The organism is Chitinilyticum piscinae, from assembly GCF_015223195.1.
Taxonomy (GTDB): Bacteria; Pseudomonadota; Gammaproteobacteria; order Burkholderiales; family Chitinibacteraceae; genus Chitinilyticum; species Chitinilyticum piscinae.
The window spans coordinates 1-13,019 of the sequence record NZ_JADFUA010000009.1; the positions used below are offsets into that span (position 1 = coordinate 1).

The 13,019-nt window shown below is 58.8% G+C and carries 13 protein-coding genes, 6 tRNA genes and 1 other RNA gene; 17 read left to right on the forward strand and 3 right to left on the reverse strand.

Annotation, left to right across the window (positions count from 1 at the left end):
- The 4 genes from INR99_RS17480 to INR99_RS13415 all read left to right on the forward strand — a co-directional run.
- The coding region (locus INR99_RS17480) for a hypothetical protein (RefSeq protein ID WP_228098317.1) at window positions 1-214 on the forward strand (214 nt) is incomplete at its 5' end.
- Between the two features lie 78 nt (window positions 215-292).
- Window positions 293-718, forward strand: coding sequence for an NfeD family protein (locus tag INR99_RS13405; protein ID WP_194116864.1), 426 nt, complete (start codon window positions 293-295; stop codon window positions 716-718).
- Window positions 719-802: 84 nt separating this feature from the next.
- The gene (locus INR99_RS13410) at window positions 803-1,750 is read left to right on the forward strand and encodes an SPFH domain-containing protein (RefSeq protein WP_194116865.1); all 948 of its coding nucleotides are present in this window, start codon (window positions 803-805) and stop codon (window positions 1,748-1,750) included.
- A 49-nt stretch (window positions 1,751-1,799) separates the two neighbouring features.
- Window positions 1,800-2,732 carry an exopolyphosphatase gene (locus tag INR99_RS13415; protein ID WP_194116866.1) on the forward strand — a complete coding sequence of 311 codons (933 nt, stop codon included), beginning with the start codon at window positions 1,800-1,802 and terminating at the stop codon, window positions 2,730-2,732.
- A gap of 58 nt (window positions 2,733-2,790) precedes the next feature.
- On the opposite strand, the gene INR99_RS13420 is transcribed toward INR99_RS13415, so the two are convergent.
- Together INR99_RS13420 and INR99_RS13425 are read right to left on the reverse strand one after the other, a co-directional pair.
- Window positions 2,791-3,651: a polysaccharide deacetylase family protein gene (locus tag INR99_RS13420; protein ID WP_194116867.1), complete on the reverse strand. Its 861-nt coding sequence runs from the start codon at window positions 3,649-3,651 to the stop codon at window positions 2,791-2,793.
- Between the two features lie 57 nt (window positions 3,652-3,708).
- Window positions 3,709-4,035 (reverse strand): PilZ domain-containing protein, encoded by a 327-nt coding sequence (locus INR99_RS13425; protein WP_194116868.1) that lies wholly within the window; start codon window positions 4,033-4,035, stop codon window positions 3,709-3,711.
- 105 nt (window positions 4,036-4,140) lie between these two features.
- Between INR99_RS13425 and INR99_RS13430 the strand changes: the two genes are divergently transcribed.
- The 13 genes from INR99_RS13430 to INR99_RS13490 all read left to right on the forward strand — a co-directional run bounded on the left by INR99_RS13430 (window position 4,141) and on the right by INR99_RS13490 (window position 12,614).
- Window positions 4,141-4,359, forward strand: a complete 219-nt coding sequence (locus INR99_RS13430; protein WP_194116869.1) for a hypothetical protein — start codon at window positions 4,141-4,143, stop codon at window positions 4,357-4,359.
- Window positions 4,360-4,491: 132 nt separating this feature from the next.
- Window positions 4,492-4,567, forward strand: a tRNA-Val gene (locus INR99_RS13435).
- A 24-nt stretch (window positions 4,568-4,591) separates the two neighbouring features.
- Window positions 4,592-4,668: transfer RNA gene (locus INR99_RS13440), tRNA-Asp, on the forward strand.
- 31 nt (window positions 4,669-4,699) lie between these two features.
- Window positions 4,700-4,775: transfer RNA gene (locus tag INR99_RS13445), tRNA-Val, on the forward strand.
- 7 nt (window positions 4,776-4,782) lie between these two features.
- Window positions 4,783-4,859, forward strand: a tRNA-Asp gene (locus INR99_RS13450).
- A gap of 33 nt (window positions 4,860-4,892) precedes the next feature.
- Window positions 4,893-4,968, forward strand: a tRNA-Val gene (locus tag INR99_RS13455).
- 7 nt (window positions 4,969-4,975) lie between these two features.
- A tRNA-Asp gene (locus INR99_RS13460) sits at window positions 4,976-5,052 on the forward strand.
- A gap of 118 nt (window positions 5,053-5,170) precedes the next feature.
- Window positions 5,171-6,430, forward strand: coding sequence for a PAS domain-containing protein (locus INR99_RS13465; protein WP_194116870.1), 1,260 nt, complete (start codon window positions 5,171-5,173; stop codon window positions 6,428-6,430).
- Between the two features lie 52 nt (window positions 6,431-6,482).
- A complete protein-coding gene (hrpA, locus tag INR99_RS13470) occupies window positions 6,483-10,370 on the forward strand; it encodes an ATP-dependent RNA helicase HrpA (protein ID WP_194116871.1) in 3,888 nt (1,295 codons plus the stop codon).
- Between the two features lie 179 nt (window positions 10,371-10,549).
- Window positions 10,550-11,182: an inner membrane-spanning protein YciB gene (locus INR99_RS13475; RefSeq protein ID WP_194116872.1), complete on the forward strand. Its 633-nt coding sequence runs from the start codon at window positions 10,550-10,552 to the stop codon at window positions 11,180-11,182.
- An 18-nt stretch (window positions 11,183-11,200) separates the two neighbouring features.
- Entirely contained in the window at window positions 11,201-11,503 is a 303-nt protein-coding gene (locus INR99_RS13480; protein WP_194116873.1) for a YciI family protein, read from the forward strand.
- A gap of 3 nt (window positions 11,504-11,506) precedes the next feature.
- On the forward strand, window positions 11,507-11,767 hold the full coding sequence (locus INR99_RS13485; RefSeq protein WP_194116874.1) for a BolA family protein: 261 nt from the start codon (window positions 11,507-11,509) through the stop codon (window positions 11,765-11,767).
- A 46-nt stretch (window positions 11,768-11,813) separates the two neighbouring features.
- A complete protein-coding gene (locus INR99_RS13490; RefSeq protein ID WP_194116875.1) occupies window positions 11,814-12,614 on the forward strand; it encodes a peptidylprolyl isomerase in 801 nt (266 codons plus the stop codon).
- A gap of 248 nt (window positions 12,615-12,862) precedes the next feature.
- On the opposite strand, the gene ffs is transcribed toward INR99_RS13490, so the two are convergent.
- Window positions 12,863-12,960: signal recognition particle sRNA small type (gene ffs / locus INR99_RS13495), an RNA gene on the reverse strand.
- Window positions 12,961-13,019 lie beyond the last annotated feature (59 nt).

Sequence of the window (13,019 nt, forward strand, 5' to 3'; positions counted from 1 at the left end):
CCCTGACGCCGCCAAACTCGCTAAACTCGTCGTTTCGCTTCGTTTGTTTCGCTGCGTCAGCAGCAGAGAGGCCGAACTATACGGCCCAACCCTCGAAGCGTCAACACCCCGCCCGACAATTTTGCGCACCAAGTCGATAAGTCGTTGTTTTAATGCACAACAAAAGCAATACACCTTAGAATCTTTTCGGTACACATATTCAAAATACACTTGAGCCCCCTCACCAACACTTCGATCAGCCTGCCGCGCCCAAAACCCTGCGCCCCCCCCAATTCATAAGAAGGAGTAAGCGATGTCAATACTGGCATGGTGGCTGGTAACCGCTCTGGTGCTGGCCGGTCTGGAAATGGCAACTGGAACGTTCTATTTGCTGGCGCTGTCGGTGGGCATCCTGCCCGGTGCGCTGGTGGCCTGGCTGGGGGGCGATCTGGCGCTGCAGCTGATCGTCGCGGCCATCGGCTGCCTGGTCAGCCTAGGCGTGATCAGGCACTGGAAAAGCCGGCTGATTCCTCTGCAAACCCAGCGCGATGATGATCGCGGCCAACGCGTGCAGGTGGAGAGCTGGATCGATGCCACCCATGCGCGCATCCATTATCGCGGTACGCAGTGGGATGCCGAGCTGGCCACCGGCGAGAGTAATGCCGAGCCGACGCAGTATTACTACATTACCGCGCGCAATGGCACTCACTTCACCATCAGTCGAGGTACCCCCGACTAGATACCAACCACCGTATGCATTCACATTAATTACCGAAATTAACTCACAGGCACATACCCTACTATTTGCAAATGGAGGTTAACCATGTACGCATTTCCGATTGCGCTGTTTCTGCTGGTGGTGGTGTTCATCGCCAAGACATTCAAGATCGTGCCACAACAGAATGCCTGGGTAGTCGAGCGACTCGGCCGCTTTCACGCGGTACTGCAACCGGGACTGAATATCGTCATTCCCTTTATCGACCGCATCGCCTACAAGCACAGCCTGAAGGAAGTACCACTGGATGTGCCCAGCCAGATTTGCATTACGCGTGATAACACCCAGCTGCAGGTCGACGGCATTCTGTACTTCCAGGTAATGAACCCGGAACAGGCCTCCTACGGCACCAGCGATTACTTACTGGCAATTACCCAGCTGGCACAAACCACACTGCGCTCAGTCATCGGCAAACTGGAACTGGACAAGACCTTTGAGGAACGCGACGACATCAACCGCGCGGTAGTGTCAGCACTGGACGAGGCCGCGACCAGCTGGGGCGTAAAGGTTCTACGCTATGAGATCAAGGACTTAACCCCTCCAAAGGAAATCCTGCATTCGATGCAGCAGCAGATCACCGCCGAGCGGGAAAAACGCGCGCGGATTGCCCAGTCGGAAGGCGTGCGCCAGGAGCAGATCAACCTGGCCAACGGTCAACGTGAAGCGGCGATCCAGCGCTCGCAGGGTGACATGCAGGCGGCGATCAACGAATCCGAAGGTGAAAAGCAGGCAGCGATCAACCGCGCCACCGGTGAAGCAGAAGCGATTCGCCTGATTGCGACAGCCAATGCCGAAGCGATTGCGCGCATTGCCGCTGCGATTGGACATGATGGCGGCATCGAGGCAGTGAACCTGAAAGTGGCCGAGCAGTATGTTGCAGCATTTGCCAATCTGGCCAAGGAAGGCAATACGGTACTGTTGCCGCAAAACGTGGGCGACGTAGCCGGACTGGTGGCAACCGCGATGAACGTGGTGAAGTCGGCAAAAACCGGCTAAAACGAAGCTGTCGAAACGATTGCAGCATTACAGACAAAGGGAGAAAGGCATGGCAGAACAGAAATACCGGCTGGTCACACGCAGCGACTTCGATGGCCTGGTGTGCGCGGTACTGCTGAACGAACTGGAACTGATCGACGACATCCTGTTCGTGCATCCGAAAGACATGCAGGACGGCAAAATCGCCATCAGCGAGCGCGACATCACCACCAATCTGCCCTATGTGGCTGGTGCGCATCTGGCATTTGACCATCACCTGTCGGAAACCATTCGCAACACCGGCGAGCGCGACAACCACATCATTGATCCGGCGGCCCCCTCCGCCGCACGCGTGGTGTATGACTACTACGGCGGAGCCGCACGGTTTCCGAATATCAGCACGGACATGATGGAAGCGGTGGACAAGGGCGATTCGGCCAACTTTACCCGCGACGAGATCCTGAACCCAAGCGGCTGGGTTCTGCTGAATTACCTGATGGATGCCCGTACCGGACTGGGACGCTTCCGCGAATTCCGCATCAGCAACTATGCGCTGATGATGGATCTGATCAAGTATTGCCGTGACCACGGCATTGACGACATCCTGGCGCTACCCGACGTGAAGGAACGCGTCGAGCTCTACTTTGAGCACGCCGAGGCCGCCAAGGAACAGCTGCTACGCTGCAGCCGGATCTATGACAATCTGGTAGTACTCGATCTGCGCGAGGAAGAAACCATTTACGCAACCAACCGCTTCATGGTGTACGCGCTCTTCCCCCAGTGCAATATCTCGATTCACGTTCTCTGGGGCGTACAAAAGCAGAACACGGTCTTTGCCACCGGCAAATCGATCCTGAACCGCTCATCGCAGACCAATGTCGGTGAGCTGATGCTCAAATACGGGGGCGGCGGCCATGAAAATGCCGGCACCTGCCAGGTTGGCAATGACGAAGCTTCCGACAAGCTGCGCGAGCTGATTCTGCAGATCACCGCAGATGGCTGATTGTTAAGCTCACCCCAAAGAAAACGCCGCTAAGAGCGGCGTTTTTGATTGCTGCTGGCTACGGGAAGCGCAAGCCCTCGCGATCCGGCCGCCCCCGGCCTCCCCATTCGATGGCATGAAAAGGCACATCGTTCTGGGGCCATGTTTCAAGCAGCGCCGATACGCCTCGGACCTGATGCCCTTGCGCAATCCAGGCAGCCAAGAGCTGACGGAATAAATCAAGCGCGCCTTCGGCAAGCAGATCGACAGAGTCAAGTGCAAACAGCGAATAATCTCCATCAACCCAGCCGGCACTGCGGCGCAATAGTGCTTCCTGTTCCTGTGGCGAATGCAACAAGGTAGTCAGCGCAGGCAAATTCACAGGCAAAGCCAGGCATTGCACTGGTTCGCCATCCGCTACTGGCAGGAACGGCATTTCGCCATCCATGGCACTGACTGCCGCAAAGCCATGACGTTGCAACAGCCGGTAGGCACTGCGACTCATTCGCTGATCCGGGGCGGAAAAATACAGGGGCAGCCTATCGAAGAGCTCGCGATAGGCGGCAATGCCAGCAAGCAATTCGGCCTCGAAGGCGGACTCTGCAACAAAACGCTGCTCCAGCAAAGCCAGCCAGTCATGGCGGGATGCTGGCATGACTCCGCACTCGTGACCATGGTCGCCAACCTGACGGATCAGTGCCGCACAACGGCGCGCCAGAATCGGCGCAGGCCGCAGACGACCATATGCCAACGCACTCCAACCCAGCTGTTTGCGCAAGCGCCAGGTCTCCAGCCACGATTTACCGGAGCGATCCGCTCCCATACTGAAAAAAACTGTTGCAGTGCCCCCCTGCTCCGCCAGCAAAGGCAACAACAAGGGCAGCGCCTTTTCGGCGCCAGCGATGCGGGTCACATCGATACGTAAAGCAATGACAGCCATGATGGGGCTAGCGAAAAGAAAATACGCGGGGCGCTAGCTTATCACGCCAGCATCGCATCAGCGCAGGACGTTCAGAATGGAGAGCCCAAGTTCGTACAAACCGGACTGCTTGAGCGCATGGCAGCGCATGACACGAACCTGCAATGCCATGGGTTGGCGGGCAACACCCGGCGAAGCGGGCGGCATGACAAACACCTGGAATTCCTCGCTGGGCCTGGGTACATAACTGGTCTGGACAGTCAGGCCACTGACACTGAGATCCGTGCACTCGCCATAATGCGAAAGACCAAGATCGGGCAGGCGCAGCTTGACCTTGCAGCGCACCGGTACGCGCACGGCAGCGCGCTGATCCTGGGGTGCCATGCCGGCTGTACCGCGTTTCATCGAATTCAGACTCCCTTCAACTGGCGCGATCATATAATGACACCAAGGCATCGTACATAAGCCGATGCTGATTTTACCCATCAAATCGACCAACGGATGACAGCCATGAGTGATATCGGCAGTTTGCGCACATTCAGTGTGCAGGTCTCCCAGACCCTGATGCAGGGTGCCCAGCAAACCATGCGAGAAGTCCTCGATAACGCGGACCGTCTGGATCGCCGCAAAGGCAATATTGCCGAATCTGCACTGCAGCGTATCCAGGACAATCAGGCCGTCGCTCAAAAAATGGCCGAGAGCCGCAATAAAATCGACGTATTTGTCTGAACACAAGCCTCATTGCAAACAAAGACTTACTGCCGTTGGGCACAAACAGCGGCAGATAACTTCCTTTTTTTCTTGCAAAAGCGCTTGACGCCTCCAAACCCGCATGATTAAATGCGCCCCTCTTCAGACGACGGGCGGTTAGCTCAGTTGGTAGAGCGTCTGCCTTACAAGCAGAATGTCGGCGGTTCGATCCCGTCACCGCCCACCAGTCCGTCAGAAGAAAAACCGCTGCGGAGCGGTAGTTCAGTTGGTTAGAATACCGGCCTGTCACGCCGGGGGTCGCGGGTTCGAGCCCCGTCCGCTCCGCCAGCAACACAGCAGTAAAATGGCATCATCCAGTGGGTTGTTAGCTCAGTTGGTAGAGCGTCTGCCTTACAAGCAGAATGTCGGCGGTTCGATCCCGTCACAACCCACCACCGCTGCGGAGCGGTAGTTCAGTTGGTTAGAATACCGGCCTGTCACGCCGGGGGTCGCGGGTTCGAGCCCCGTCCGCTCCGCCAGCAACACAGCAGTAATCAGCAGCACCTCAATATGGGTTGTTAGCTCAGTTGGTAGAGCGTCTGCCTTACAAGCAGAATGTCGGCGGTTCGATCCCGTCACAACCCACCACCGCTGCGGAGCGGTAGTTCAGTTGGTTAGAATACCGGCCTGTCACGCCGGGGGTCGCGGGTTCGAGCCCCGTCCGCTCCGCCAATCTCCCTTTCTGTTGTGCCTCCACCACGATTCAGCAATGCGCTGGTCACACTGGTACTCTTTCCGGTTACACTTGCATTCCAGCACCCGAGACGACCCACTCGACAGGAACTCGACAATGGCCGAAAGGGCACCCGCGAATACTAATTCCACCGCCTGGTTTCAACGCCCCTCCTGCCAGATTCTTGCCTTTGGCTGCCTGCTGCTTCTCATTTCCTTCGCGCTAATCAGCACTGGCCACAGTCTTGCCGGCCTGACTCTGCTTGTTGCCGCCGCCGCCTGCAATATCGCCGCGCTGCATTCCGAACGACTGCGCCATCAGGCTCGACACCGCCACATTCCCGCTGCTGCCACCACGATTGCCAGACTCCCACGCCCCTCCCAGGGCGAACTGCTCGGCGACATCCCTGATCTCTTGTGGCTGATCGAAGGCAGCGACCGCACCATCACACCGCTCAACCGCAACCGCCTGGAAAAACATCCGGATGGCGCGGGCGACAAAGACCGCCTCAGCAACATCCTGCCCAGCCGGGCTGCACGACTCTATCTGGAAGCGCTGATTGCCCTCCAGAGTGACGAAACACCACAGCGCTTCGAATATCAGCTCGGTCAGGATGGCGAACAGAGCACCTACGAAGCCCGTCTGGTTCCACTCGAAGGCAACCGTTGCCTTGCGGTGATCCGCGACATCAGTCACATCAAAGCGATGGAAGAGGCATTGCTGCACCAACAGCTGTTTGTACATCAGATCATCGATGCAACTCCTGCGCTTGTTTTCGTGCGAGATCGCCACGGCCGCTTCCTGCTGGTTAACCGCGCCACACAAAGCACACTCGGCCATGAACTACTGGTTCAATCGCACATGGCCTGGCTCGATCCGGATCGCCCGTTTGCCACCGGTGACGAGGAAGTACTCGAGCAGCAACGCTCGGTGCGCCTGCTCGATCAATGGACACTACCCAACGGCCAAGTGCACTGGTTCGACGTCACCAAACAGCCGCTACTGCGCGACGACGAAACCTATATTCTGAACATCGCCATCGACATCACCCACCTCAAGGCAGCAGAGAGCGCACTGGCAAGTGGCGACAGCCTGCTGCACGCCATGGCCGACGCCCTCCCGCACCCCTTCCTGCTGGTAGAAGATGGTGTGGTTGAGTTTGCCAACTATGCCGCCTGCGATCTGCTCGGCCTCACCCCGACGGAGCTGATCGGCGAACCACTGGACCAGCTCGCCAGTAACGCCGCCGCACTACAGCAAGCCGAAACGACCAGCGCGAACACCCTGGAACGCGCCAACGCACCGGCCATTCCCTGTGCCATTCACCCTGTCAGTCGCTCCAGTCGCCCCGCCCACCTGATCGTACTGGGCAGCTGATCCCGGCTGCCATGCTAAAATCAGCGGTTTGTCACTCCCGACAGCGTCGCCGATGTCCCGCCTGCCCGCCGCACTCCAGCAACAACTCTCCGACTGCCAGAGCGCAGACCGCCATGCGCTAGTGCGTCTGGCGCGCAACGTGCAGGAGCGTATACAGCGCAAGCAGCCAGCCGACCGCCTGCAAGCCCAGCTGGAACAGCAGCTGAGCACCTCGCTCGAGAAAACCAGCCGCCGCCGCGCCCAGCTGCCGCAACCGCGGTTTGACGAAGCCCTGCCTGTCAACCAGAAGCGTGACGAGCTGCTGCAGGCGATCCGCGATCACCAGGTGGTTATCGTCTGCGGGGAGACTGGCTCCGGCAAGACGACCCAGCTTCCCAAACTCTGCCTGGCACTCGGTCGGGGCGTGCATGGTTTGATCGGCCACACCCAGCCACGCCGGCTTGCCGCGCGCTCGGTGGCGCAGCGCATCGCACAGGAACTCGACAGCGAACTCGGCCAGCATGTTGGATACAAGGTCCGTTTTACCGAAAAATCCAGCGCGGGCAGCTACATCAAGCTGATGACCGACGGCATTCTTCTGGCAGAAACCCTGTCGGACAAATACCTCAACGCCTATGACACGATCATCATCGACGAGGCTCACGAACGCAGTCTGAACATCGACTTTCTGCTGGGCTATCTCAAGCAACTGCTGCCACGCCGGCCGGATCTGAAAGTCATCATCACCTCAGCCACCATCGATGCAGAACGCTTCAGCAAGCACTTCAACAACGCACCAGTGATCGAAGTCTCCGGGCGCACTTACCCGGTCGAGGTCCGTTACGCACCACTGGCGGCGCGCGACGAAGACGACGCCGAAATCGAAATGGAAGAAGCGGTCGCCGATGCCATCGGCAAGCTCTGGGCGTGCGACGGCAATGGTGACGTACTGGTTTTCCTGCCCGGCGAGCGCGAAATTCGTGAAACCGCCGAGGAACTGCGCAAGGCCAAGCTGCGGGACGCCGAAATCCTGCCGCTGTTCGCCCGCCTGTCAAATGAAGACCAGCAACGCATTTTCCGCCCGAGTAATGGCCGGCGCGTGGTACTGGCCACCAACGTCGCCGAGACGTCCCTTACCGTCCCGGGGATCCGCTACGTGATCGACACCGGACTAGCCCGGGTCAATCGCTACAGCCCGCGCGCCAAGGTCGAACAACTGCAAGTGGAAAAAATCAGCCAGGCCAGCGCCCGCCAGCGCGCCGGCCGCTGCGGTCGAGTCGCCTCGGGCATCTGCGTGCGCCTGTACAGCGAAGACGATTTCAAGCTACGCCCACCCTTTACCGACCCGGAAATCGTTCGCTCCAGCCTCGCCGCAGTCATCCTGCGCATGGCGGCACTCAAGCTGGGGCGAGTTGACGCATTTCCCTTTATCGAAGAACCCTCAGGCAAGCTTATTGCTGATGGGTATGCGCAGCTACGCGAGCTGGGCGCTGTCGATGAGAGCGATACCCTAACACCCACTGGCCAGCAACTCGCCCGCCTGCCGGTCGACCCACGTCTTGCGCGCATGCTGCTGGCCGGCCTCGAGCAGCACTGCCTGAGTGAAATTCTGATCATTGCCAGTGCACTCTCGGTGCAAGACCCGCGCGAGCGCCCCTTCGACGCGCGCGAAGCCGCCCACCGCGCACAGCAGAAATTCAACGACGAAAAATCCGATTTCCTAGCCTATCTGCATCTGTGGCAGTGGTACGAGAAGGAATCTTCTGAAAAATCCTCAAACCGCCAACTGGTGCAACGCTGCCACGAACACTTCCTCTCGTGGCTGCGCCTGCGGGAATGGCGCGACCTGCATCGCCAGCTCGCCGACATTGTCGAGGACCTGGGCTGGCAAACCAACAGCAAGCCCGGCACCTACGAGCAGATCCACAAGGCGCTGCTGACCGGCCTCTTGGGGCAAATCGGCATGAAATCGCAGGAATCCGACGAATACCTCGGCGCGCGCGGCATCAAGTTCCATGTTTTTCCCGGAACCGGGCTCAAAAAATCACGCCCGAAATGGGTCGTTGCCGGCGAGCTGGTCGAAACCAGCAAGCTCTATGCCCGCTGTGTGGCGGCCATCGAACCGGAATGGGTCGAACACCTCGCCCCGCACCTGGTCAAGCGCCAGTACTTCGATCCGCACTGGGAAAAGGATCAGGGTCAGGTGGTCGCGCAGGAGCGTGTGACGCTATACGGCCTGCCTGTCGTCAACAAGCGCAAGGTGCATTACGGTGCGATCAATCCGACTGAAGCCCGTGAATTGCTGATTCGTGAAGGGCTGGTGCAGTTCAACCTGAAAACCTCGGGTAAATTCAGCGATCACAACCTAGCGATGCTGCTGGACGTGGAAGAACTTGAACACAAATCGCGCCGGCAGGACGTACTGGTCGACGAAGAGGCCCTGTTCCGCTTCTTCGACGCCCTCGTTCCTGCTGAGGTGGTCAACGCCGCTGGCTTCGAGGCATGGCGCAAGGAAGCCGAAAAAGCCAGCCCGAAGCTGCTCTACCTGGGACGTGACGACCTGATGCGCCACGGCGCGGCGGCCGTCACCGAGGAGCAATACCCCGAAATTTTCAAGCTGGCCGACGCAAAGCTGAAACTCGCTTACCGCTTCGAACCCGGCCATGCGCTCGATGGCGTCACGCTGACGCTGCCATTGCACCTTTTGAACCGCGTCAATCACGCCACGTTTGACTGGCTGGTACCCGGCATGCTGCGCGAGAAAATCACGCTACTGATCAAGGCACTACCCAAACCGCTGCGCCGCCAGTGCGTTCCCGTGCCTGAATTTGCCACCCGCATGCTGGATGAGCTGGAACACGCCAGCCGTGAGGAACCGCTCCTGCCCCAACTCGCCCAAGCCGTTACCCGCGGCATCGGTCAGCCAGTCAGCAGCGACGACTTTGCTTCGGTCGAGCTGCCGGCTCACCTGCAGATGCGCTTTCGCATCATCGACGACGCCGGCCAGGAGCTGGCAAGCGGCCGCGATCTGATTGCATTGCGCGCCCAGCTGGGCGAAGCGGCACAACTCACTTTCCGCGATTCGGCCGACGACAGCAACGGCATCGAGAAATCCGGTATTACCAAGTGGGATTTCGGCGATCTGCCGGCCAAGCTCAACTTCAAGCGCAATGGCCGCAACATGACCGGCTATCCGGCACTCATCCCCGATGAGGAGCAACTGGCCATCCGCCTGTTTGATACCGAACACGCAGCACTGGCAGCTCACCGTGAAGGCGTGGTACGGCTGCTGCAGCTCGAGCTGAAGGAACACGTCAAACAACTACCCAAAGCACTACCCAACTTCAGCCAGCTGGCGATTCAGCTGCGTGCACTGGGCAACGCCGACCTGCTGCTGGATGACATTACAGCCTGCATCTGCAATCGTGCCTTTCTGGGCGAAGACGAGCCACCGCGCAGAAAGAAGGAGTTCGATGAACAGAAAAGCCGCGCGAAGGTGCGCCTACCCTCGGTGCGTGACGCGGCGCTGCGCGCCCTCACCGAGGTTGCTGCTGAATACACCTCCGTCTGCGGCGTAATTGCCAAGGCAGGGGTATTAAGCCAGGAGCTAAAAAATCAGCTCTCGCTGCTCATATACCCTGGCTTCATGCAGCGCACGGACTGGGAGCAGCTACCGCGCCTGCCGCTGTATCTCAAGGCCATGCGCGTGCGCCTGGAAAAACGCACCGCCAATCCCGCCCGCGACGCTCAGCGCGGGGCGGAAATACACGAACTGTGGCAACGCTGGGAGGGCGAACTGGCCAAGTGGCAACGCGAAGGCCGCGATACCGCCCCGCTGCTGCCGTTCCGCTGGATGATCGAGGAACTGCGCATCTCGCTGTTTGCCCAGGAACTGCGCACCCCCTACCCGGTCTCAATGAAGCGGCTGAACAAGCTCTGGGATGAGCTCACCCGGCGCTAAACCAGCTATCCATGAGGTATATACATGCAAGCCATGCAATTATTGCCGGCCAAGGCTGTACATGACCATGTATTGTGAGCGATCTCACGCCATGATCTGCTATGCAGGATTCACACCGGCGCTAGCTTGCCGCGCCCCCATTACGGCCGCATAATCTGCGCTCAACTTCAGGTTTAAGCATGAAATTTCTGTTCGAGCTATTCCCCATCCTGCTGTTTTTCGGCGCCTACACCGCCACCAAGAACATCTATATCGCCACCGGTACAGCCATCGTCGCGACGCTCGGACAGGTCATTTATAGCCTGGTGCGCCACCGCAAGGTCGAGAAGATGTTGTGGATCAACCTGGGATTGATCACCGTACTCGGCGGCGCCACCCTCCTGTTCCACAACAGCACCTTCATTTACTGGAAGCCTACCGCGCTGTACGCGCTGTTTGCCAGCATCTTGCTCGGCGGCTGGTATGTGAAACGCATAAACGTCATCGAGAAAATGATGGGCGCGCAACTGGTGCTGCCCGAAGCCATCTGGACGCGCCTGCTGTGGGCCTGGGCACTCTTTTTCGCCGGCATGGCAGTACTGAATGTACTGGTCGCCTTCCATTACCCCAGCGCTTTCTGGTTAAGCTTCGACACGTTCAGTCAGTGCACTCCCCAAGCGACCTGCGACCAGTTGCGCGAAGACCTGTGGGTCAAATTCAAGGTCTTCGGCACCATCGGCATGACCATCCTGTTTGTGATCGGTCAGAGCATCTACCTGTCGCGCCACATCACCGAAACCCCGGATGGTGTTGCCGAGGTCAAATCTGAATAAAGCTTAAGAGAATTCACCATGCCCCTCTACAGTATCATCGGCACCGACGTCGCAGATTCGCTGGAACGCCGTCTTGGCAGCCGCCCCGCCCACCTGGAACGCCTGCAAGCACTGAAGACCGAAGGGCGACTGGTACTGGCCGGCCCCTTTCCTGCCATCGACAGCACAGACCCGGGACCAGCCGGCTTTTCCGGCAGCCTGATCGTGGCTGAATTTGCTTCGCTGGACGACGCCCGCAACTGGGCTGAGGCCGACCCCTACGTTGCCGCCGGAGTGTACGCCGACGTCGTTGTCAAACCTTTCAAGCACGTACTGCCCTGAGCAATGACTCTAGCCGATGAAATCCGCCAGCGCCTTGCCCCCCTGACTCCCGAAGCCCTCGATATCGAGGACGACAGCGCGGCACATGCCGGGCATGCGGGGAACAGCGGCGGCGGGCACTTCAATCTGGTCATTGTGAGCAACGCATTCGAAGGCAGAAAACTGCTGGAGCGGCATCGCATGGTCAAGGATCTGCTCAAGGAGCTGATGCCGCACCGCATTCACGCACTCAGTATCCGGGCACTTACGCCTACCGAGTTCTAAAAGAACCGGCCCTCAGGCCGGATAACCACGAAACGAAGGAAACTGCATGTTCAAGCCCACCCGCATCACCCTCGCTGTTGCCGCCCTGTCGCTGGGCATGACCTCGATGGTTGCCAGCGCCGCCGTCGCCACCGTGAATGGCGTCGCCATTCCGGACAGCCGCATGAACGCGGCATTGAAGCAACTGAGCCAGCGTGGCCAGAAGGACAGCCCGGAACTGCGCGCCCGCATCAAGGAAAAGCTGGTCCAGGACGAAATTCTCTCCCAAGAAGCCGCCAAGCGTGGCCTGGACAAGAGCCCGGAATTCCAGGCACAACTGGATATGGCCCGTCAGCAGATGCTGATCGGCGCACTGGGTAATGACATCATGGGCAAGATCCAGGTTTCTGATGCCGATCTGAAAGCCGACTACGACAAGATCAAGGCCGGCATGAGCCCGAAAAAATACAAGGCTCGCCACATTCTGGTGAAGACCGACGCCGAAGCCAACGCCATTCTGGCAGAACTGAAAAAGGGCAAGAAGTTCGAAGATCTGGCCAAGGCCAAGTCCATGGACAAGGGTAGTGCCGTTCAGGGCGGCTCGCTGGGTGGCCCGCAAGGCGAGTGGGTGGATCCGAAGATGTTCGTTCCAGCCTTTGCCGCTGCCATGAACACCATGAGCAAGGGGCAGATCAGCAAGGAGCCGGTAAAAACCGAATACGGCTTCCACATCATCAAGATCGATGACGTGCAGGACAACAAGGCTCCGGAATTCAAAGACGTGAAGGAGCAACTGGCCGAGAAGAAGAAGCAGGAACAGGCACAGAAAATCGTCGAAGACCTGACCAAGAAGGCCAAAGTCGAGTAATCGGCCTCCCTCCACAAAAACCCCGCCATGGCGGGGTTTTTGTTTTCCAGATCAACCCTGCAGTGATCAAGAAGCACGCGACAGCTGGGCAAAAAAAACCGCCGCGTAAAGACGCGGCGGAAATTACCACTGGAGATACACGAAGCATCAGCTTGCGAAACCCATTGTGCCGTGACAGGCGCAACGCGTCCTTGACGGGGCTCAACAATGCTCCGGACAGTCGTTTCAGCGGACAAATCAAAGGGAGGGGTGGCGAGCCCGACCCCCGGCACTGGCATCAAAAGCTGTGGCTGCTTCCTTCCGGACCTGACCAGGTTCACCTTCTAGCCATGCGGGGAGACCCGCCATGGAGCGCTACCGCAAGGGCAACGTCAATGAGGACGCAACTATACCACAGCCAGCCCG